25 protein-coding genes are annotated in these 21,780 nt (G+C 48.9%); 7 read left to right on the top strand and 18 right to left on the bottom strand.

Going from position 1 to position 21,780, the window contains the following annotated elements; all coding sequences use genetic code 11:
• Positions 1–404: 404 nt before the first annotated feature.
• The 6 genes from IEX60_RS14440 to IEX60_RS14415 all read right to left on the bottom strand — a co-directional run bounded on the left by IEX60_RS14440 (position 405) and on the right by IEX60_RS14415 (position 4,070).
• Positions 405–752, bottom strand: a complete 348-nt coding sequence (locus IEX60_RS14440; RefSeq protein WP_188751817.1) for a HepT-like ribonuclease domain-containing protein — start codon at positions 750–752, stop codon at positions 405–407.
• The gene (locus IEX60_RS14435) at positions 745–1,005 is read right to left on the bottom strand and encodes a nucleotidyltransferase family protein (RefSeq protein WP_229717573.1); all 261 of its coding nucleotides are present in this window, start codon (positions 1,003–1,005) and stop codon (positions 745–747) included. The genes IEX60_RS14440 and IEX60_RS14435 overlap by 8 nt, the downstream gene beginning before the upstream one ends.
• 942 nt (positions 1,006–1,947) lie before the next feature.
• Positions 1,948–3,042, bottom strand: a complete 1,095-nt coding sequence (locus IEX60_RS14430) for a hypothetical protein (protein ID WP_188751816.1) — start codon at positions 3,040–3,042, stop codon at positions 1,948–1,950.
• 2 nt (positions 3,043–3,044) lie between these two features.
• Positions 3,045–3,296 (bottom strand): sigma factor-like helix-turn-helix DNA-binding protein, encoded by a 252-nt coding sequence (locus tag IEX60_RS14425; protein WP_188751815.1) that lies wholly within the window; start codon positions 3,294–3,296, stop codon positions 3,045–3,047.
• A gap of 13 nt (positions 3,297–3,309) precedes the next feature.
• Positions 3,310–3,864, bottom strand: coding sequence for a hypothetical protein (locus IEX60_RS14420; RefSeq protein WP_188751813.1), 555 nt, complete (start codon positions 3,862–3,864; stop codon positions 3,310–3,312).
• 17 nt (positions 3,865–3,881) lie between these two features.
• Positions 3,882–4,070: a hypothetical protein gene (locus IEX60_RS14415; RefSeq protein ID WP_090631964.1), complete on the bottom strand. Its 189-nt coding sequence runs from the start codon at positions 4,068–4,070 to the stop codon at positions 3,882–3,884.
• An 81-nt stretch (positions 4,071–4,151) separates the two neighbouring features.
• On the opposite strand from IEX60_RS14415, the gene IEX60_RS14410 reads away from it, so the two are divergent.
• Positions 4,152–4,526, top strand: a complete 375-nt coding sequence (locus tag IEX60_RS14410) for a helix-turn-helix domain-containing protein (protein WP_188751811.1) — start codon at positions 4,152–4,154, stop codon at positions 4,524–4,526.
• A 463-nt stretch (positions 4,527–4,989) separates the two neighbouring features.
• On the opposite strand, the gene IEX60_RS14405 is transcribed toward IEX60_RS14410, so the two are convergent.
• From IEX60_RS14405 to IEX60_RS14395, 3 genes are all read right to left on the bottom strand, one after another.
• Positions 4,990–5,685 (bottom strand): ATP-dependent Clp protease proteolytic subunit, encoded by a 696-nt coding sequence (locus IEX60_RS14405; protein WP_188751808.1) that lies wholly within the window; start codon positions 5,683–5,685, stop codon positions 4,990–4,992.
• A 96-nt stretch (positions 5,686–5,781) separates the two neighbouring features.
• Positions 5,782–6,051, bottom strand: coding sequence for a hypothetical protein (locus tag IEX60_RS14400; RefSeq protein WP_188751803.1), 270 nt, complete (start codon positions 6,049–6,051; stop codon positions 5,782–5,784).
• Positions 6,032–6,571: an RNA polymerase sigma factor gene (locus IEX60_RS14395; protein WP_188751802.1), complete on the bottom strand. Its 540-nt coding sequence runs from the start codon at positions 6,569–6,571 to the stop codon at positions 6,032–6,034. Before IEX60_RS14395 ends, IEX60_RS14400 begins: the two co-directional genes overlap by 20 nt.
• A 203-nt stretch (positions 6,572–6,774) precedes the next feature.
• Between IEX60_RS14395 and IEX60_RS14390 the strand changes: the two genes are divergently transcribed.
• Positions 6,775–8,010: a glycosyltransferase family 4 protein gene (locus IEX60_RS14390; RefSeq protein ID WP_188751801.1), complete on the top strand. Its 1,236-nt coding sequence runs from the start codon at positions 6,775–6,777 to the stop codon at positions 8,008–8,010.
• Between the two features lie 110 nt (positions 8,011–8,120).
• Here the strand turns inward: IEX60_RS14390 and IEX60_RS14385 are convergent, their stop codons facing one another.
• From IEX60_RS14385 to IEX60_RS14370, 4 genes are all read right to left on the bottom strand, one after another.
• The gene (locus IEX60_RS14385) at positions 8,121–8,723 is read right to left on the bottom strand and encodes a DUF4142 domain-containing protein (RefSeq protein WP_188751800.1); all 603 of its coding nucleotides are present in this window, start codon (positions 8,721–8,723) and stop codon (positions 8,121–8,123) included.
• 57 nt (positions 8,724–8,780) lie between these two features.
• Positions 8,781–9,392: a hypothetical protein gene (locus IEX60_RS14380; protein WP_188751799.1), complete on the bottom strand. Its 612-nt coding sequence runs from the start codon at positions 9,390–9,392 to the stop codon at positions 8,781–8,783.
• Position 9,393: 1 nt separating this feature from the next.
• Positions 9,394–10,032: a prolipoprotein diacylglyceryl transferase gene (locus tag IEX60_RS14375; RefSeq protein WP_188751797.1), complete on the bottom strand. Its 639-nt coding sequence runs from the start codon at positions 10,030–10,032 to the stop codon at positions 9,394–9,396.
• Positions 10,033–10,133: 101 nt separating this feature from the next.
• Entirely contained in the window at positions 10,134–10,901 is a 768-nt protein-coding gene (locus tag IEX60_RS14370; protein WP_188751795.1) for a mechanosensitive ion channel family protein, read from the bottom strand.
• Positions 10,902–11,015: 114 nt separating this feature from the next.
• On the opposite strand from IEX60_RS14370, the gene IEX60_RS24830 reads away from it, so the two are divergent.
• Genes IEX60_RS24830 through IEX60_RS14345 form a run of 5 tightly spaced genes read left to right on the top strand, consistent with a single transcriptional unit; the run spans position 11,016 to position 15,523 of the window.
• Positions 11,016–11,429, top strand: a complete 414-nt coding sequence (locus tag IEX60_RS24830) for a hypothetical protein (protein WP_229717572.1) — start codon at positions 11,016–11,018, stop codon at positions 11,427–11,429.
• A gap of 17 nt (positions 11,430–11,446) precedes the next feature.
• On the top strand, positions 11,447–11,821 hold the full coding sequence (locus tag IEX60_RS14360; RefSeq protein WP_188751793.1) for a hypothetical protein: 375 nt from the start codon (positions 11,447–11,449) through the stop codon (positions 11,819–11,821).
• A 24-nt stretch (positions 11,822–11,845) separates the two neighbouring features.
• Entirely contained in the window at positions 11,846–13,585 is a 1,740-nt protein-coding gene (locus tag IEX60_RS14355; protein WP_188751792.1) for a carbamoyltransferase family protein, read from the top strand.
• The gene (locus IEX60_RS14350) at positions 13,527–14,501 is read left to right on the top strand and encodes a glycosyltransferase family 2 protein (RefSeq protein WP_188751790.1); all 975 of its coding nucleotides are present in this window, start codon (positions 13,527–13,529) and stop codon (positions 14,499–14,501) included. The genes IEX60_RS14355 and IEX60_RS14350 overlap by 59 nt, the downstream gene beginning before the upstream one ends.
• Before the next feature lie 11 nt (positions 14,502–14,512).
• On the top strand, positions 14,513–15,523 hold the full coding sequence (locus IEX60_RS14345) for a glycosyltransferase family 9 protein (protein ID WP_188751788.1): 1,011 nt from the start codon (positions 14,513–14,515) through the stop codon (positions 15,521–15,523).
• Here the strand turns inward: IEX60_RS14345 and IEX60_RS14340 are convergent.
• From IEX60_RS14340 to IEX60_RS14320, 5 genes are read right to left on the bottom strand one after another with little or no spacing between them, the layout of a single operon-like run.
• Entirely contained in the window at positions 15,467–16,573 is a 1,107-nt protein-coding gene (locus IEX60_RS14340; RefSeq protein WP_188751786.1) for a glycosyltransferase family 9 protein, read from the bottom strand. The two genes, IEX60_RS14345 and IEX60_RS14340, sit on opposite strands and share 57 nt — an antisense overlap.
• 2 nt (positions 16,574–16,575) lie before the next feature.
• Positions 16,576–18,063: a D-glycero-beta-D-manno-heptose 1-phosphate adenylyltransferase gene (rfaE2, locus tag IEX60_RS14335; protein WP_188751785.1), complete on the bottom strand. Its 1,488-nt coding sequence runs from the start codon at positions 18,061–18,063 to the stop codon at positions 16,576–16,578.
• Complete coding sequence (locus IEX60_RS14330) at positions 18,050–18,631, bottom strand: D-glycero-alpha-D-manno-heptose-1,7-bisphosphate 7-phosphatase (protein WP_188751783.1); 582 nt, start codon at positions 18,629–18,631, stop codon at positions 18,050–18,052. The genes rfaE2 and IEX60_RS14330 overlap by 14 nt, the downstream gene beginning before the upstream one ends.
• On the bottom strand, positions 18,600–20,546 hold the full coding sequence (locus tag IEX60_RS14325) for a glycosyltransferase (protein WP_188751781.1): 1,947 nt from the start codon (positions 20,544–20,546) through the stop codon (positions 18,600–18,602). The genes IEX60_RS14330 and IEX60_RS14325 overlap by 32 nt, the downstream gene beginning before the upstream one ends.
• A 13-nt stretch (positions 20,547–20,559) precedes the next feature.
• Positions 20,560–21,543: a glycosyltransferase gene (locus tag IEX60_RS14320; RefSeq protein ID WP_188751779.1), complete on the bottom strand. Its 984-nt coding sequence runs from the start codon at positions 21,541–21,543 to the stop codon at positions 20,560–20,562.
• Positions 21,544–21,780 lie beyond the last annotated feature (237 nt).

Genomic DNA, 21,780 nt, shown 5'->3' with positions numbered 1-21,780 from the left:
CGTTTCTCTGATCTCCATAATTACTATGTCTAAAATTAATACTTATTTACTAATCTTGACACAGTTCATTTTACACTCTCCCTTCTAATTGTGGTCTGTTCCTTTCATCATAATAATCAACAGGCCCTGCCATTGTACACACTTTTCAAATTAGACTAATAGTTGGGTACTTAATCCTATTACCTCGTCATTGTATGCACTATTTAAATATAGGCGTTTGGGGACAAAGTCTTACTTGAAAGTGCTAGTTTGTTGCATATAGCTCAAAGATGAATCTGCCGACAATTAGCACGTCTGTGTCATCCGTGTTCCAATAAAAAAGTATTCAGTGAGTGTCAACCCGACCTCACCCTACGGCTGTACAAGCAGCCTCTAAAATGTTGGATTTAGTATAACCAGCTTACTTAACCAGAGCGGGCTTCTTTAGCAGAAAGCAACTGCTTTTTGAGATCAGGGAGGTATCTTTCAATAATCGTCCACACAATCTGGAAATCAATACCCATATAATCGTGGACAATTCGGTTTCGGAAACCGCGGATACGCTGCCAATCGATATCGGAGAATCGATGCCTAAACTCGTCAGGTAATCTATTGGCGGCTTCTCCAATAATCTCGAAATTTCTGACTACGGCATCGGTGGTTTTGTTATCGTCTATGAATTGCTCAAACGTAAGCCCTTCAAGATAGCTGTTGATCTTTTCGATGCATTCCAGCATGTCGTCTATCAAGAGCGCTGGCGCACGTTTAGACATAAATGAGGTCTTTTTGTATTTCCTTTAGGTATTTAGGTTTTATTCCTTTTTTGGATATCAAATCTACTTTTCGGTGCAGGATTGCCTCCAGTTCATTGGCTAAATCAATGAACTCAACGCCAATAGACCTATCAAAATCTACGACGATATCGACATCACTATCGGTTGAAAAATCATCGCGGGTGATGGAGCCGAACAATCCAAGCTCATTAACACCATACTTTGACGCCAATTGTGGTTTCAACCGTCTCAACTGGGACTTTATTTTGCTGACCGCTTCCATTGTCTCAAAAATACAAAATACTTTTTTACAATGGAAAAAGTGTTTCCGTATAAAATTTGAAGATAAGCTAAATGGCTTTCTCTCCGTCTTGAGTTCCCACAGTTGTGTCCCTTTCAAATTGGGGTCGTTACAGTTATCGGCTTTCAGAAATCGGCTATCAGCTAATGGCTAAAAGCTAACAGCCAAAATAATACCTTTCAAATTTGGGTCTGGAACACCATACCAAACAGATGCTGAGTTATATCGATTGTATATACCTTTCAATTGGGGTCTGTAACACCGCCCGGATTGTAATCCTTTTTAAAGGGCTCGTTGTAGATACCTTTCTAATCGGGGTCAATAACACCCGGTGAGAAAACAAATAAGCAACATCTACGCGTTGTATATACCTTTTCAAATTGGGGTCTGCAACACCTAATCAATGTGGACAGCGACCCGGTTTGGGGTTGTATATACCTTTCAAATTGGGGTCTGTAACACCGCATAAAAAACCTGCCGCTTCACCACTCCTGTTGTATATACCTTTCAAATCGAAACGACTCACCCTATTGGATTGCATACACATTAGTTCTCTAATTCACCAGCAAATCCGCGAATAAACAAAGCCCCGAATCTGCAATAGAAAAAAGTATTCAGTGAGTGTCAACCTGACCTCACCCTATGGCTGTACAAGCAGCCTCTAAGTGTCTGTCTCTAATGGCGCCTGACTGCGTTGCACTCATTCGCAAAATGCTCATTTACCTTTAGTAAACTGTGCTTTTGCTCATTTCGCGCGCCTTGCCATACACCATTATAGCTCAGCCACTATCTTTACTAAGATTTCAAAGAACTTTATTCGGCTCTTTTAGCGATCAGCAGTCAGCTCTCAGCCATTGACGAAAAAAGCCAACCGCTGATCTCCGATAGCCGCCACTATTCCTCAATCACATTAATCCCCGCTTTCTTCGCCTTGTAGGCAATCTTTTCCTTCAGTCCATAATAACTCCAATTGCGGAGCAGAAACTCCTCTTCCTTGGCTACCTCCTCTTTCTGCTGCTGGTTCACCAGCAATAACGTACCCGCCTCCGATTTTACGCACAGATCGATCAACCGCCTGCTATACAAATGCAGCCGGTTATCGACATACCGTTTTTCTTTCGCGTCCCAATCCTCCAAACTTTTCAGCTTACGCTCGCGGCCTTTACCCCCACGGTTGTAGGTCGAACCCCGCTGCAAGCGGTGCCGCGCAGCCTGAATGGCCAGCCGCCGGTGCAGGAATTCCTCCTTGTTGCCGATCTGGAACTGCTCCTTCCCTACCTTCATCACGATGGGATGTTCGATGGAGAGCGAGGCTTCCGCGATTACGGAGTCTTTCAACCGATGCTCGTCGCGCTCCATCTCAAAGGCTGCCAACAGGTAAAGCTTGCCCTTATCAATTTTCAGCGAACTAGCGCAGAGCTTTAACATACCAACTACATTCCGCTGGATCAGCACCCGTTTATCCGTTTTGTCCTTGCCGAGATACGTCTTGAACGGTATCTTGAACAGCGTGAACCGGAATTCCCGGTGCTTTTCATCTGCCGCGAACTTCAACGACTTGCCGGAAAAGGGCAACGGAATGTTGCGTTTGTAATTCCGCAGCGACTTCTCCCCTTTCCAGTACGCGCTGCGCTCGGTATTATAGACACTCGTCAGTGCATTGTTCAAATTGGAAAAGATGTCCGAGGGCATCTTGCCCAGCAATTTACTGGACAGCACGCGGTAGGTGGTGTTCATCCGCGAGGTGTTCAAGATGCCCTCGGCATCCTTGGCACGGTCGGCCAGCTTTACCTTCACCTCGTCGGTGAAGTAAATCAGGTCTTTCACCCGATCCTGCACATACAGGTTGGTAAAGATCAGATTGGCCGCCTGAAAGGCTAAAAACTGCCATTCATACAGTTGCTTGTAGTACGCGTCTTTCTGCGCCTTATCGTCGCAGTCGACGTACACCTGTATTTTCCGTGTCAGGATGATGGTCTTCTTTTCCATGGTCAGGCCGATTGCTTCCCCTTTTTAATAACGGTATGCGCTTGTACAAACAGCGATTTCACTTTGGCATCATCCAGTTGCAGAGCCTCGGCAATTTCCTCGAAAGAATATTGCAGGTCATAGCGCATCGCCAGCACCTGCGCCTGCTCTTCGGTGAGCATGCCTTCGGTAACGAGCGGCTTCGTCCGGGTGGCGCTGTCCAGCTTGGCCGTATCCGAGAGTGCGGCTTTCAAATTGGCGATGCACTGCTCCACGCGCTGGGCTACTTCATAGTCCGAGATGCCGCCGAGGTGGTAGGCGATACGCTCGTAATTGAACCCATACCGCAGGCACAGCCGGATGAATAATTGCTGTTGGCCGGTCAAGGTTCGGAAGCAGGCCGTTGATCTGCTCCAGTTGCCGCTGTTTCTCCATTTCCAACTGTTCGAGGTAGACAACATCCTCTTCCTGCTCCTCCTCCATTTCATAGCCCAGCATGAATTCCTGGAAATCCTCGATGCCATCCAGCCGCAGCATGCTCCGGTGGAAACGATCGGTGGTTTTACCATAGTAGGCTTTGCCCGCTTCGCGAAGCTGCATGCCGAGAAATTCGTGCAGGTGGTCTCCATCGCGGATGAGATCCCGCATAAGCCACAACCGCAGGAATGCCTCCTGTGCCATGGCGTGCGCCACAACATCATCTTTCACAAAACGTTCAGCCCGCCATGCGTAGTAATCATAGTATGCATGATAGAAATAATTCAGCCCGGCTTCGTCGCCGGCTTTAAAGGATTGGAAAAACCGCTCGGTGTTCTTTTTGGTTCGGTAGGTCGATGCGTACATGTGTTGTAGAATTTTAGTCAATCGGTAATATTTAGTTCAGACTTCAGTTTCTTGATCACTTCGACACCTTTGTAGTGCCCGTTCACAGTGTTGGTCAGCACTTCGCGGCTTACGCCGATTTTCTCGGCAATCTCTTTGATGGTACGCCGGGATTTCACGATTTCAAGCTTCAACGGCAAATTTTCAGGATACCTCGCTTTCTTCATTTTTTATTACTTTTGTGAATACATAAGCAAAGTTTGTGAATATTTTTCATATTTACAACTAATTTGTGATTTACTTTCACAATGAACTATTTTTCAAAAAATATAAAGTTTCTCCGGGAGGAGCGGAAGCTAGGTCAATCCGATTTAGCAAAACTATTGGAAGTGTCACGCGACAATGTAGCTTCCTATGAACGGGGGTCAATTCCAAAATTGGATGTGTTGGTAAGAATTGTGAATTTATTTCACATCGATCTGAAAGACCTGGTGGAAAAAGATCTTGAATCGATTCCTCCTTCGGAATATACCCTAGCGGCTGACCCAGGCATCCCCTACCAACGCACCCCCCAAAGCGAAGACCTCACTTTGGAATCCCTCCAAAAACTTGTCGAAATACAAGAAAAATACATCAAAACGCTGGAAGAGAAAATCAAGGCTGGTTCTAAAGCCAAGCGATAAAAACTTGAGAAACACCAGCCGCCGTCTTGTAGTTGTCCCGCTGCATATACAGGACACCTATACATACAGTCCGCAGTTTGCCCGCTGCATACCCACTAAATAAAGGTGAACAATATGTGGCAAATAGGTGGATCATACGTGGCAAATAGGTGAATGATACGTGGCAAAACGTACGACAGGATGGCACGCGTACATGGAAGCCACCTACTTTTGAAATGCCCCAAACAAAGCTTCGCCGCCACTATGCAACTGGACAGCCTTTACCGAACCTGTGCCGGCAAATAAGACACTAACTCCCTACTTTCTCCTGCCGTTATGTATGCTCCATCTGAGGATGGACTATACCATATCTATCAAAAGGCTACATACGCCTTAGATAAACCTTAGATACGGCATACATTACGGCAGAACAACGGCAGGAAAAAGGGAGAAGAAAAGCAGGAGAATGTCGCGTCAAAAAGTATCACGGTTCGCCACGCTTAAGTACCTCATCCACCATGCCGAATTCCTTGGCCTCTCCGGCGGTCATCCAGTGGTCGCGGTCCGACAGTTTGTCCACCCGTTCGAAGTCCTGCCCGCTGTGGGCGGCAATGATCCGGTAAAGCTCCTGCTGGATCTTTAAGGTTTGCCGGATACTGATATCCATATCCGCAGCTGTCCCCTGCATGCCACCGGAAGTCTGGTGGATCATTACACGGGCATGGGGCAATGCGGCACGCTTTCCTTTGGCACCGGCACATAACAGTACGGCCGCCATGGATAGGGCAATGCCTGTGCAGATGGTGGCCACATCCGGCCCAATGTACTGCATGGTATCGTAGATACCCAATCCCGCGTAAACCGAACCACCGGGCGAATTGACGTATAACTGGATATCCTTCTTTGGATCGGCCGACTGCAGGAACAGCAACTGGGCCTGGATGATGTTGGCTACACGGTCGTCTACCGGTTCGCCGAGAAAAATAATACGGTCTACCATAAGACGTGAAAACACATCCATCTGAGCCACATTGAGCTGCCGCTCCTCGGTAATATACGGTGTCATGGCCTTCGGGAGCGCATAAGCCGGCAGACCGGAAATATACTGATCTACATACATGCCGTTAATGCCGTGATGTTTTACGGCATACCGCCGGAATTCATTGCTATTGATATTCATATTGTTGATAGTTAATAAAGAGTAAGCATAGTTATCCCCACACACCTTCACTAAGGGTATGTCAATTCGTTACTTTTAACTAGTAATTTTCAGTAATTACCCACGGAAGAACTTCAGTATTTGGTCGCGGAATGTACGATGTTGCGGAGACGTGAATAGCATCTTATGTACCTGATCCAGTTCACTCCGCAGTTGCTGACGGCCGTAGTCACGGATGATGTGGTAGGTCTTCTGTTGCCATCGGATATCCTCCCGAAGTGCCGGGTCCAAAAGCAAAGCTGCCTCAAAAAACAGGCATTGTTCGTTCGAGGCCCGTCCCAGCAAACAATCTTCCATAAGTTGCAGGTTATCCAACGAAGTCTTCATAGTGCAGCGATTTTTCTTTGACTATCTGTTTTACTTTCTGCAAGCACTTAAATTTCTGCACTGTGGCCGAGCGGGTACCTGAAAAACCAAACCGATAAGCCAGTTCTTTCATATCCAACTTCTCGTAATAAAAAGCGGCCAGCACCTCCATGCATCTGCGGCCAGCGGTTTGCAATAGCCGAAGGATGCGTTTATCAGATAACGTTTCGTCTGCTGAGTTGTCGTCCATCCAATCGCGGCCGGTATTTTCATCACCAAATCCTTCCATCAATTGATCCAACGATGCATACCGCCGGTTCTCAGCATACCGTTTGGTCCACAGATGCCTGGCAACACCAAACACGTAAGCTTCTTTACTTTGCTGTAGAATGAGCTGCCCTCCATACATTTTTTCATAATAAATCAATAATGCATCATGAAAGACATCTTTGGCTTCTTCGAATATGCCGCCGCGTTTTGACACATAGCGTGCCACGGAAGGAAAAACGTCCTGATAGATTGTTATCATAGTTTTCTCCATGAGAATATCTTTTATTTGAGAATATCTTTTTATATCATGTGTCTTCCGTCCTTCAAATATCACCCAAACCTATCATTTATTTATCATATTTTTTTATTCGTTCCATACCCTCAAACAAATCGGCGAGCTATGCTGTTAGTACGTTTGCAGTGCAAGTGCAGCAGCCGCCTGTAGTAAAACTTTAACACGGTAATATTTAACTGATGAGGATAGCATATATCTCTACCTGCCAGCCCAGGGAATGCGGTTTGGCCACATTTAACGAAAATTTAATGCATGCAGTGGATCAACACATTCCTTTTTCTGAACACGGTAGCTTTGTGGTGGCGTTAAATGATTCCGATGACAAACACCAATATGCGTATGGTGACAACGTAAAATTCGTGATTAGTCAGGAACGGCTCGCCGATTATCAGTCGGCGGCGGCATTTATCAATAGCAACGGCGTCGACATGTGCTGTATTCAGCACGAATTCGGTATCTATGGTGGTCGGAGCGGTGTTTACCTGCTCGGATTAACGCGCTTACTGAAAGTTCCCTATACCATTATATTCCACACCGTATTGGCGCAACCCGATCCGATTCAGCTTTCTATCCTCAAACGGCTTGCGGACCGTGCAGCAGCAGTTGTTGTGATGACCAAAAAAGCCGTTCAATTGCTGCGTTCCGTTTATGACATAACCTCGAACAAAATCAAGGCAATACCGCATGGCGTACCTGATTTCAACAAACTGGATACAGCCGCCGTCAAGGAAAATCTGGGATTGCCCCCTGGAAAAATCCTGCTGACTTTCGGACTGCTTGGTCCCAGTAAAGGACTGGAAACGGCTATCAGATCGCTACCGGCCATCTGTGCGAAACATCCCGATGTACAATACGTCATTCTTGGAAAAACACATCCCGGCATCTTACGGAATTTCGGAGAAGATTACCGGACCAGTTTAATGCAATTGGCAAAAAAGTTAGGCGTTCAGGATCATTTGATCTTTATCTCTGAATTTGTACACGAGCGTAAGCTCCATTCCTATTTGTCGGCATGCGATATATACATTACTCCCTACCCCAATGAAGCACAGATTACCAGCGGCACGCTGTCTTATGCAGTCGGTGCCGGAGCGGCAGTAGTATCCACTCCCTATTGGCATGCCACCGAATTACTCCGGGACAACCGGGGAAAGCTATTCGGCTTCAACAACGACCAACACCTCTCATCCATTGTCAATGAGCTACTGGGTAACCCTTCCGAGTTAAGGAGCCTCAAAAGAAATGCTTACCGGTACGGATTGTCTTTACGTTGGCCAAAAATCGGCAAGCAATACGCGCAGCTTTTCAAAGCGCATATCAAAACGGAAGAAAAGCCGTCGCTTCCTGAACAGGCACTTATGCAAGTAACCTCATCCCTCAGCCGCACGCTTACCTGGAAGGCATTTGAAGTATAGTATGACATACAGGCGGGCGCAGATCAATCGGATAAAACGAGGCCCGCAAACTCTGTTTGCGGGCCTCTGGCAAGCTTCGATAGTATCCTGAAACGTTAATGTTATCGTTATCAGGGCAATATCCGTTGTACAGTCGTCGTATCCATCGGGCTTATTGAATCCCGTATCGCCTTGGCTTCTTCGTGATGCTTTTTCAATATCGGAAGCGTTTTGGAAGCAAATGCTTTCAAATCGAGATTTTGGGCATCGGATGAGCCTTTTTCAAACAAAGAGACTACCTTATCGTGATCTTTGACCATCATATCAATGTACTCTTTGTCAAATTCAGAACCTGACTTTTCCCTGAGCTTTCGTTGTTTATCTGCCTGTTCTTTGCTAGCTACCGGCGGCAGGGTAATATTATGACGTGTAGCAATTCCCATCAGTTCGTTATTCGCTTTTTGATGATCGTCAACCATTTTCTGAGCGAAATCCTTCACCCGTGAGTCGGTTGCCTTTTCCTGTGCCAGTTTACCCAGTTCTATTTCTGCCAGACCGGCGTCAGCGGCTTTCACGGCAAAATCGCCGTCCTTCTCGTTCACCATTGCCGTTGTATCATTCACGTCCTGTGCCTGTTCTACGCTGTCATCTGCGGATCGCCGATTGGCGTTGTTACATGCCGTTCCCCATACCGCAAGGAGAACCATTACTGTAAAAAATTGTAGCGTTTTCATGATATTTTCAATTTTAACTTGTCAACCAAAATCAATTAATTATCCCCGAACTCACGGCTACTTTACTAAACCTTCTATTAGACTTTTCCATTGCGGATATGATAGCCCCAGCTTCGCACCCATACCTACCGCCGCATTTCTCGTGTTATCTATCAACGAGTCCGTATTCGTATTCGTCACTTCATTCCTCCCATGATAACGGGCAGTTACTTCTTGCCCTTTTCGTTCCACGATCAGCGTAGATGTTGCTGTATCTTTAAAAAAGTGGGCCGTTTCCTCGTTCAACTTCAACGGATTATCAGTAGGCCGCAGGGTGAGTGAACACATTTCACCGGGTACCTCCGTTACATCTTCAACAACAACCCAATCATATCCATCTCCGGCCGAAGGCCCCGGTCCAGGGATATCGATCCGTACTTTATCCCCTTCTATGGGCTGGGATTTCACCGCCTCTCCACCATATGCGTCGGTTAGCACAAACACAGATGCAGGTATCTCCGCCACCTCATGCCAGCGGTTTATATCCAACAGGCGGTGTTTAGCCCGTTCAAAAAAAGCACGTGCACTTTCCTCATCCGGCAACCGTGTACATGCGTCTAAATCAAGTTGCTTTCCTGTATACTGAGCAGGAATATCCGGCGATGATTTCATCTTGCTTCCCTGTTTCATATTATCCGGTTGTTTCTGTAGGGTTGTCCGATTGGATCTGCTTATCTCCCAATGGATCGCGCTCGTCAACCGGAGGAACGTCTTCCGGCTCAATCGGCCGGTTGGGATCGTCCCAAATCGGTTCATCGTCATCACGTCTGGGGTCCTCAAATGGAGGTACCTCCCCTTTGTTGTCCTCGTCATCCTCATCGGGAACAGGTTCGGGTTCCTCCATTATTGGATTATGTGCTCCCCCTGCATCGTCCTTCAGCGGATACCCTTCTTCATCCAAATCTCCACGTTCGTCTTCCGGCGTCTCTGCGAGCCGCCTATCTGCTTCATCTAGTTCCGCCAACTCATCGTCTGCTACCTCGTCATCCAATTCAGCGAGCTCTCCTTCTAAAGCCGACCGTTTATCGCGGTATTCATCCGGCGTATAAGGATTTTCTTCATCGTATGTAGAGTTGTCATCTTCACCCTCCGGAGCAGCGGTATCATAGGGTTCAGGATGCTCATATTCCACATCGTCCGTTTCAGGATCCAGTTCAAAGCTGTTTTCCTCTTCATTAAACCGCAGGTCTTCCCCCGTTGGTTCCCGCGTCTCATCGGTGTCTTCCACATCCAGTGGAATCATCGGCGGTTTTTTTGGGTTCGCTATCATAATTCACTCCTTTTATATCATCACCTAATTAATAATAATAATAACTCCTTATATTTACACAAACAGACAGCACTTTTGATTTTTTGTTTTTAAAAAACATGTCAACTTAATAGTTTGACCGCATTGAGCAATTTTTCCTGTACAATTAGCCGGGTATCCGGATAACCTTCCTCATCCACCCATACAGAAATGGAAATCCGATATCCATCTGGTTCCAGCAGGCCGATACCGATCAGGTAATCCGTATTTATGAATAAATCCTTTGATTCCGTAAGCGTATCTGTCAATACACGCTTTGCATATTCGAAATCCACATCGTATTTGACCTTCATCTCCAGATCCAGTCTTCGCTTACCTGCCTGGCTCATATTGACAATCACTTCATTGGAGAGCTTGCCATTGGGTACAACGACTGTCCGGTAGTCCCTGGTAAGAATTACCGTAAAAAATAATTGAATGGACCGTACTTCCCCTTCTTGTCCCTGTGTGAAGATTTGATCGCCCACCCGGAAGGGTTTAAGCATCAGAATCAGCACACCACTGGCAAAATTCTGCAGGGTACCCGATAAAGCCAACCCGGCAGCCACGCCGAAGGCACCCACCAGTGCTGCGAATAGCGTCATCTGTAATCCCATAATCTGGATGACAAGCAGGATCAGCAGGATACGCAGCGCCAGGACAATCAGATTTGAGAGGAAAACTTCCAACGTGGGATCCCAGTCTTTCTGGTCAATTTTCCGTTTAATCCAACGGGCCAGTTGTTTGATCAGCCACAGGCCCAACAGCAAAACCAATACACCCAGCAACACCCGCGGCGCCTGGTGAACTACCCAATCCACAAAGCGGGCATATAATTTATCAACCTCCATAATAGGATTGTTTTTCATTAAATTACGCAAAAAGCTTACCCTCAGTTCCTATTGCCGAACCTGCCCGCATACTGTACTAAATACTGCATAGCGGTGTCCACATTTTAAAAAACGTTGTTTTATAAAGGAGAAAGCTACCGGGTGGAAAAATTGTTTGGCGGGCGGCAAAGTAGGTCTCTGCACCCAAATAAGGAAAATTCACCTATGTGGCACCTTCTATGCATCCGTTTGGTTGGATATTCATTTTTGAAAAAAACAAAAGAAAGGAGTAATACTATGGCTTTACAAGAGAATCCACAGCATCAAGAAGGTGAAACCACGAAAGCAATCGAAGAACAAACCGCTAAGGTTCCTTCTAAATTTTTTCTTTGTGCGGCATTGGGTGCCATGGCCATTTCCCTGGCATTGAAGTGTTCCGGTCATAAACACACAGCATTATTCGTTGGTCAATGGGCGGCACCTTTTCTGCTATTGGGCACCTACAATAAAATCGTGAAAACCCTCGGGCACGATCAACAAGATAGGTAACTGCAACGACAGCATCAATGGTGAATTCAGGGCATAAAAAAGCGCTAAGTAATGTATTCCTCTTTCAGGGAGCTTATTTTATTATCACCGGAATCTGGCCCCTGCTTGGCATGGATAGTTTTATTGCGGCTACCGGTCCAAAACAGGACACGTGGCTAGTAGAAATGATCGGTCTGCTGTCCGCATCTGTGGGACTTACGTTTATTGTCACCAGTTTGCGCAGACAGAAGCCGCCGCTTGTATTGGGTTATTCCGTAGCACTCAGCTTCCTCCTCATGGATCTCATATACGTCATCAAGGGTGTGATCGGCCGCGTTTACCTGTTGGATGCCTCCATTCAGTTTGCCTTTATTGCCCTAGTGACCTTCTTGGTAATCAAAAGAAAACAGTAACCTACTTTTAATCCAGAAACAACTATGTATACATTAGGTATCAATGCGGCGTTTCATGATTCGGCTGCAAGCCTCGTCAAAGACGGGCAATTGCTCGCCGCAGTGGAAGATGAGCGTTTTACGCGTATCAAACACGGGAAACGGCCCATTCCGTTTTCCACCTATGAATTGCCTTTCCATGCAATTGACTATTGTCTGCAGGTAGCAAGTATTCACCTGAAAGATGTGGACCAGGTGGTATATTCGTTTGACCCATATCTCCTCGTCAATGAAAAAGAGGCAAAGGAGCTGGACCCCGCCGATCCGCAACCTTGGAAAGGCTTGTTTCTGTCGTCCATCATTAATGCCCCGTCCCAATTAGTGGATGGTTACCCCCATCACCTCCAAAAACGATTTAAAGATGCCGATCAGGCCGACTGGGAATGGCATTTTATTGAGCACCACCTTTCCCATGCTGCAAGTGCCTACCTGCCTTCCCCTTTCGGGGAGGCGGCTGTGATGGTACTTGATGGTCGGGGCGAAGTGGCTACCACTTCCTATCACGTTGGACAGCAGCAAAACCTTACCCGGATCGGACAGGTAGACCTCCCCCATTCCCTGGGCTTGCTGTATGAGGAAGTAACCACCTATCTGGGCTTCCTGCATTCGTCGGACGAATACAAGGTGATGGCGTTGGCTTCTTATGGAAAACCTGTCTATGTGAAAGATTTCCGGGACATGGTATGGCTGGGCGAACAGGGCCAATACCGGATCCAGCAAACGCAGCTCGAAGCCCGTTTCGGACCCGCACGGCTGCGGCACGAACCTTTTACCAACCATCACTTTGATATTGCCCGTTCTCTTCAATATGTATTGGAAGAAACGGTGCTGGAATTGACATTATGGCTGCATGACGAAACCAAGCAGCGTTGCTTGACCCTGGCGGGAGGTGTGGCACTCAATTGTGTGCTAAACGCCCGCATCCGTGACGATGGCCCCTTTGAGGACGTATGGATACAGCCGGCGGCGGGCGATTCGGGCACGGCGTTGGGGGCAGCGCTCTGGGCGGATGCCAAGCTGCGGGGCGAACACGAAAAGACGTTTGTGATGGACCATGTTTATTGGGGGCCTTCTTACGCGGATGAAGCCATTGCCGATTTCCTTGAACGGGCAAAAGTGCCGTACACCCGGATGGAGCACGTTGCAGAAGAAACCGCCCAGCTGCTTGCCGATAATTGCATCATCGGATGGTTTCAGGGTGCCATGGAGTACGGACCGCGTGCACTCGGCAGCCGGTCGATCCTGGCCTCTCCAGTCCTGCCCGAAATGCAGGCTTGGCTTAATGAGGTGAAAGACCGCGAAGACTTCCGTCCGGTGGCACCGGTGGTAACCGAGGAAGATGCACCGCAGTGGTTTATTGCCGCCCAGCCTTCCCCTTTTATGCTGTTCGTCAACCAGGTTGCTCCCGATAAAGCCGATTTGATACCTGCTGTAAAACATGTGGATGGAACTGCACGCATACAAACGGTAAACCGGGAACAAAATCCGGCGTATTATGATTTGCTGAAAGCATTTGAACGGATAACCGGAATTCCCGTGCTGATCAACACTTCGTTCAACACGGTAGGCCGTCCCATCGTTTGCAGCCCCAGAGACGCGCTGGAATGTTTTTGGACGTCACCATTTGACGTATTGGTGATGGGATCTTTCTTAATTTCAAAACAATATGGAGACAAAGATATCCGTGGTCATTCCCACGTACAGACGGCCTCAGCTTTTGGTTAAATGCCTGAATGCACTAGCTTATCAAACCCTGGATCGGGCGGCTTTCGAGGTAATTGTCGTAAGCGACGGTCCGGATGAGCTGACCGGTCAAGCCGTTTCGCAATGGCATGCTACGCAGCCCTTGGTAAATTTCCGTTATGTATCCACCCCCATCAGGAAGGGACCGGCAGCAGCCCGCAATGAAGGATGGATCCTAGCCGGAGCGCCCCTTATTGCTTTTACGGACGATGACTGTTTACCTGCGCCAAACTGGCTGGAAGCATTTCTCCGCCACTACCACGGTGAATCCCATCTGGCCATGACGGGCCGTGTGCAGGTACCGCTTTCATCCCAACCCACTGATTTCGAATGGAACACCGCACAACTGCAAACGGCTGAATTTGTGACAGCCAATTGCTGCTGCTCCAAAGATGCACTGCTGATCGTCGGCGGGTTTGATGAAGCATTCGGCATGGCATGGCGCGAGGACAGTGAACTGCAGTTCAAGCTGATTACCGAAGGCATCACGGTCACGCACGTGGATAGTGCTTGCGTACGGCATCCGGTACGTCCGGCTCCGTGGGGCGTGAGTCTCAATGAGCAAAAAAAGGGCCAATACAATGCCTTGCTCTACAAAAAATATCCTCGCCTTTTCCGGAAAAAAATCCAGAAACATCCGGTTTGGCACTATTACGCTATCGTATTGCTGTTTGCGGTCGGCTGTATCGCATGGGTGCTCAACCTGGCATTGCTTGCGCAACTGGCCTTTGCCGGATGGTTGCTTTCCGTTGCAGTCTTCATTTGGAAACGGCTGCGTAGAACCCGCAAATCACCGGACCACATTTCGGAAATGGTGCTGACTTCCTTCTTGATTCCGTTTGCTTCCATTTATTGGCAATGGTACGGTGCCATTAAATACCGGGTATTGCTACTTTAATTAACACAATCATGCACCGTGACATCCAAAAAATAGTCATTTTCCGCGCCCTGCAACTTGGCGATCTATTATGTGCAATCCCGGCTATGCGGGCGTTACGTCGTCATTTCCCGAAAGCGGACATCACACTCGTAGGACTGCCGTGGGCCGAACAGTTTTTACAGCGTTTTCCCCGCTATTTCGATGCATTCGAAGCTTTTCCCGGCTATCCCGGACTTCCCGAACAGCACTATGCTGTAAGGAATATACCGCGTTTCCTAGCACGCATGCAGGCAGAGAAATTCGATCTAGCCCTGCAGATGCAGGGAGATGGCACGCTGGTTAATCCGCTGATTGAACTGTTCGGGGCTACCCATACCGCTGGATTCTATACCGGGACCGGCTACCGGCCTCCCGGAGATTTATTCATTCCCTATCCTTCGCAGGTGCACGAAGTCTGTCGCCATTTATTGCTGATGCAGCACCTTGAGATCCCACACCAGGGACTGGACCTGGAATTCCCGCTAACCGATAGAGATTACGCCGATTTTGAGGCACTCGGTCTGTCGGTACAACCGGGCCGTTATGTATGTATCCATCCGGGAAGCAGGGCAACCTGGCGGCGGTGGCCTCCTTTGGCTTTTGCCAACATGGCGGATCAGTGCGTTGAGTTGGGTTATGAAACAGTTCTTACCGGCACTGAGGAAGAGCTACCGATTGTCAAGCAGGTAGCCCGTTTGATGCACAGTACACCGACTATCGTAGCAGGAAAAACCTCCCTCGGGGCAATGGCCGTACTCATTAAGCACGCCAAAGCCATCCTTTCCAACTGCACAGGAACATCGCATCTGGCTTCAGCCCTGGGAACTCCGGGCGTCATCATCAGCATGGATGGTGAGCCAAACCGGTGGCGCCCGATCAATAAATCCACGCTGTTGACCATCGACTGGATTCAGACACCCGACTTACGGTTGGTAGCCGAAGCATTAGCAGACAAGCTGGCTCTCCCCCTGCCTATTGAGCAATCCATTGATAGCGTCTAACACCTCATCGGTAGCCGGCAGGTTTACCTTTTCCCGATACAAGGAACGATCTACATAGCGTATCACTTCATTCCGGCTTTGGAGACTTTTTTCTGCGACACTATAAGGGAAAAGTACATGCGGGCAACGCCACGGTGTGTGCTGCGGATTGGTAAGGGCGTACAATACGACCAATGGCCTTCCCAAAGCAGCCGCCAAATGCATGGCTGCGGTGTTGACCGATACTACCAATGCCGCCTGCCGGATAACTCCCGCAAATTCAGCAATCGTCAATAATCCACCCACGGAAAATGTACGGGGCCCGCATAACCGGCACAGCTGATCGGTCAGTACCCGATCAGCGCTACCGCCGGTAAACAGCACCTGCTGTGTCGGATGATCGATGAGAAAACGCCGCGCCAGTGCTACCCATCGTTCTAAGGGAAAAACCCGCTTCGGCTCACTGACTGCCGCATGGAAAATCACGAAGGGACGCCCTACGTCCACCCCGACACGGCTTAGCTTGACCATTGCCTGCACATTGGCGTCATCGGGCACGGTCAGGGTTATCCGGTCATCGTTCGTATAGGCACCTATTCGCTCGGCCAAATCCAAATCTCGCACCACCTGATGCCGGACGCGGGCATAAGGTTCATCATCCGGCACCCAATGCGTTAGTAATTCATAAGGATTTTCGCGGCAATAGGCCAAGCGGCGTGGAATGCCTGCTGCCCAGGCAAGCATGGCGGTGGGCAGCGGATTCTGGCTGTATACGGTAAAAATGATACAACCGTCAAACGCAGCGCTTTTAAGGTGCGACATCAAACCACTCAGGTGGGCCGCTGAAACGGATGAATCATGCTTCGCCCACGGAAAGTTGGCCACCAGCGTTTCATCCACTTCGGGCAGCAACGTAGAAGCCGTTGCTCCTGCCTCCGAGGTAAGCAGGGTGATTTTGCTTCCAAACCTTCGCTTTATCGCCCCGATTGCCGGGCTGCTCATTAACACATCGCCGATGTTATCCGGACGGATAATCAATAAATTAGTACAGTGACTCCAATTATCCATCATCGTTATAGGATTGCACTGTTTACCTGCGTATGTTCATAGATGCGCCGGATCAATTGGGTAGTAGACCGATTGGCGGTCAACGGAATCAGTTCTATCCGGCCACCGAGTGATTCCACCAGTTTTGCTTCGGGCAATTCCGCTACCTGATAGTCGCCTCCCTTCACAAAAACATCCGGTGCCAGTACCTGGATAAGCGGGGATGGCGTATCATCCTCCCGCTGGCCAAAAACCACCAAATGATCTACGCATTCCAGACCCGCCAGAACAGATAACCGGTCCGAAATGCCGTTGATGGGCCTCTCCGGTCCCTTGAGCCTTCGGATGCTTTCGTCATCGTTCACGCCGACAATCAATACATCGCCACGTTTTCTTGCCTCTCTCAGGTAGTTAACATGGCCGCTGTGCAGGATATCGAAACATCCGTTGGTAAACACGATGCGTCGCCCCATACTTTGGTAATACGCGCGGATTTCACGTAGGTGCTTCATCGAGGTCACCAATTTCTGTTCATTGTCCAACTTTGCCAAAAGTTCCAGGCGGGTACATAGGGACGCTTTTTCTTTTTCGATTGCCACGGTGGCCGCGGCAGTCGCCATGGTAGCTGCACGCCGGGCATCGGCATCGGAGAGCATCACGAGGGTGCAGGCACTGATGAACGTATCGCCCGCCCCACATACATGCGGAGAAGCCACCGGAATTGCTCCGATATGAAAAGCAAGTTTTCCCTTTTCGAACCAAAGGGAACCATCCTTGTCCAGTGTAAGTACCGCCCAATGGGCGCGGGTTTTTTGGTAAATCTCATCCCCACGTTTTTCGAGCTGTGTCTTCCTGTCTTTCGTACCGCCATCATAGCCGAGCAGTTGCATCGCCTCCGTGTAATTGGGTTTCACCAGCGTTGGCCTCAATTGCTGAAAAAGGGCCAGCCGCTTTGAATCGATCGCGATGAATTTCGGCTGTTTATCCGTTAATTTCACCAGATGGTCGATGATGGTCGGTGTAATTACCCCTTTGTGATAATCTGCGACGACTACGGCGTCACACGCGTCGAAATGTTGTTGCAAATGCTGGATGAGTTGCTGCTCGGATATCCTCGAAATCGGTGTATCATCTCCCCGATCAATTCTTGCCAGCGGATGCCCGCCGGCCAAAACCCGCGTTTTGATAAGGGTAGCTCTTTTCTGTTCACGGATCAGCCAATCGGCAGAAAATCCGGCTGCAACAGCCAGTGCATATGCCCGATCGGCCTCCCGGTCATCACCGATGACCGAACAAAAAACCACCTGGGCCCCCAATGCAGCCAGGTTTGCCGCTACGTTGGCAGCACCGCCCAGTACACAATCGTCCGACTGTACATCCACCACCGGCACGGGCGCCTCAGGAGATAGCCGTGTGCTGTCACCTTCAATGTATTCATCAATGATGAAATCGCCGATTACCAGAATTTTCTTTTGCTCAAACTGTGCTGTAAATTGCCAATTATATTTTTCCATATCCGGTATTTTTTATAATCAAATCTGCTGCTTCGCTGAAACTGTCGGCGATATACGAAGGACTGCGGTATCCGCTGAGTCCCTTCCTGCGTTCGTGCCCAAGCCCGTCAATCAGCACCGTTTTACATCCGGCGCGGTTGCCCGCTTCCACATCGTCCAGAATATCGCCTACCATCCAGGAATCCCCCAAATTTATTCCACATGCTTCCGCAGCTTCCACCAATAAACCCGGCTGCGGTTTGCGGCAGTGACAGGGTCTTATATAGGCCTGCACCGTACCTTCTGGGTGATGCGGGCAATAATAAAACCCCGATAGTGTCACTCCACTGTCGTGAAGCAATTGCTGCAACCTGTTTTCCACACCTGCGAGTGCTTCCTCTTTGAAATAGCCCTTTGCCACGCCGGCCTGGTTGGTTACCACGAAAAAAGAATACCCCAGCGAACCCAGCTTCCGAAGGCCATCGGCCACACCAGCTAGTAACTCTATTTTACCAGGGTCGGCATTATACGGTACGTCCCGTATCAATGTGCCGTCCTTATCCAAAAATATGGCTCTTTTGTTTGGCATGATCGTATTTTACTTTTTCCTTTTGCTGTAGCGACAAATCCATCGCCTGTACCAGTGAAGAAGACCGTTCGGATGCCCGCCGATTTGCCGAGTAATCCACCAGTCGGCGCTCCACGAGGGTACAAAGCAAGTGGATAATATGGAGATGCAATTCCTGGATACGCTGGGTGCTGCGGGAAGGCACGATGAGGTTGATGTCGCCTTTAACTGCCGCCCGGCCACCATCGTTGCCCAGCAATGTCATGCACGCCATACCCAATTGCTTTGCCCGATCCATGGCTTCCAGTATGTTGGGTGAATTGCCGCTGGTGCTCAGGCACATCAGCATGTCGCCCGGGCGACCGTAAGCCTCTACCTGGCGAGCAAAAATATCGTTAAAGCCAATGTCGTTGGACCATGCGGTCAACATCGCCGGATCGCCCATTAAGGAAATAACCGGCAGTCCGACCCGGTTCGGTATCTCAAACCGGCCTAGCAATTCAGCTGAAAAGTGAAGGCTCTCCGCGGCGCTACCTCCGTTGCCGCAAACCAACACTTTTCCCCCTCTTTCAAAGGTTTTCGCAAGCGCTTTTCCTGCCCGCAGTATCGTATCCGCAAGGCTATCAGCGGACAACCGTAAGGTATCAGCCGCTTCCACAAAGGCTTCGGCTATGGTCTGCCTTTCGTCAGCTGTACCATCCGGTTGCGGAGCAGCCAGCCCGCGGTATACTTCATCCATCTGCTGCGCTACTTTTTTCCAGGTGAAACATTCATTCACCCGTTTTATGGCATTTTGCCGCAGGTATACTTGTAAATCTTCGCTTTTGAGCACCAATTCGAGTTTGCGGGCAAGGGCCTGCGGGTCCTTGGGTCGCACCAAAAATCCGGTCTTGCCATTGGCAACGCTATATTGGATTCCCCCCACTTTCGCGCCGATGACGGGTGTACCGCACGCCATGGCTTCCAACGGTGTAATGCCAAAGGGTTCGTACCAAGGGGTTGATACAAATACATCGGCTGCCGAATAAAAATATTTCAACTGCTCTCTGTTTTTCCGTCCTTCAAAGGATATGGCATCTGCCACCCCCAAGCCGGTGGCCATTTCCATCAGTCGCCGGTATTCCGGATCGGCATGGAGATGCGGCTTCTCGTATTCACCCCCCACAACTACTAACTGAGCATCCATAGAATTCTCCCGCAATTGTGCCAATGACTGGATAACGGTATCGATCCCTTTGCGGGGCACCATCCTGCCCAGTTGCAGGATCATCTTACGGGTAGGGTGCAGATCCAGCAGCATCCGGGCATACGCCTTGTCAATCGGGTGGAACTCGTGCGGGCTAAAACCGCACGGTACCATCGTTATTTTATCGGGGTCAGCCCGGTACAATTGGATCAGATCTGCTTCATCCTGCGGGCATTCGGCAATAATCCCATCCGCCGCTTGCATTACCTGGGTTTCCACATCACAGCGCTCCTCGGGGAATTTATCGGTTTCGCGTTGATGCATTAACCTCACTTTTCCTAGGGCGTGAAAGGTAATCACGAAGGGAATGCGGATATGTTCCTTGAGTTTCATGGCGACATAACCCGACATCCAGAAATTGGCATGGAGCAGGGCATACCGTTTCGGTTGTCTCTCCATGAATGTTTCCATCCATGCAGCAAATGCATCCATGTATTGAAACAGGGATTCCTTCGGCAACTGCTTGGACGGACCCGCCTCGACATGCACAATACGCACATCGGGCAGCCATTGCACTTCGAGTGGCAACTTGGGATCGTCCCTGCGTGTAAAAACATCGACTGTGTAGCCCAAAGCTGCCAACTGCCGGGCAAGTTCACCTACGTAAATATTCTGTCCGCCACTGTCCACACCGCCAAGCATGGCGAGTGGCGAGGCATGCTCACTGATTAACGCGATTGTCTTATTCATGATGATGTATTTGCTAATAACTATGCAACTTTGTTAACGTTTTCCGTCCGGCCACCTGGCCAAACAACGATTCCCACTCCTGCACAAACCGCCGTATACTGAATCGCTCCAGCGCATAGCGGCGTGCATTGGCGCCCATTGATTTTGCGAGATCGTGGTTTTCCAGCATAAACACCATTTTATCGGTCAGGCTTTTCGGATCGAGGTCTAAAAAGCCATTGAAACCCTCCCGGATATGCCGCACCATTTCCGTGGTGGCCAAACCGATAACGGGCAATCCATAGGTCATGGCTTCGCATACCGCCAAACCCATACTGGTATAACGGATGGGGTTGAATAAAAACCGGTATTTACCGGCAAACGCCGGCAAGTCGGGATGCAGCACTTCTGATAACCCGTAAGAGCCGGTACCCATACCCACCAGATCAAGTGGAATGTGTTTGCGTAATTCAAGGAAGAGATCAAATCCCAACATGCGTCCACGTTGAGGGAGATTGTTGATAATCACCAACCCCTTATCCAGTTCGCCGCTGTAGGTATATCCCCGGTCCACGACACCGTGCTCGATAACACGAGCATCCAACGAGCCATTGTCCCACATCAGTTGATTGAAATACGTGACATGAACCAGGGTAACGTCACCACTTCTGCATGCGATATGTTTGGTATCCGTGGGATGCCCCCAGGGCGGATCATGCTGCAGGTAGATTTTGGGTAACTCACGCTGGTACGGTGAAAGCACTTTGTATTGGTCCCGTTGATAGTTGGTGGCAGTCTGAAATAAAATGAGATCGAGATCAAGCATCCGCACATCTTCTACGTCCACTTCGTGTACATTGTGGCCAAAGGGAAACGTTGTGCCCCGCCCATAATATCCTTCCGAACGTTCTTTATTTACGGGTATATAAAGTTCATAATCTCCCTGCGACAGGTAATACAGGTAACTTCCATGTATATGCCAGGTAAAAATACGGAGCCGTTCTTGGTTTGCGTTCATCTGCGTTTTCGTTTAATTGCCTGAAACACTTGTATGCGGTATCCTTCCACCGTACGGTATTGTATACAGGGGATTCAACCCGTATACCACCGCATGACAACGGAAAATATTTTTTTCTTACGCTCTTTCTGATTTGAAACAAAGCGCTTATCCACTGAACGTTATCTTCAAAAACAATTTGATTCAAATTGCTTAAACCCATTGGCAACTTGCTTTGGCCGACTTTTAGGATAGTTT

It is taken from the genome of Parapedobacter defluvii (assembly GCF_014642075.1).
In the GTDB taxonomy this organism is placed as follows: Bacteria; Bacteroidota; Bacteroidia; order Sphingobacteriales; family Sphingobacteriaceae; genus Parapedobacter; species Parapedobacter defluvii.
The sequence above is the reverse complement of the archived record's forward strand: the minus strand, read 5'-3'. Positions and strand labels throughout refer to the sequence as shown.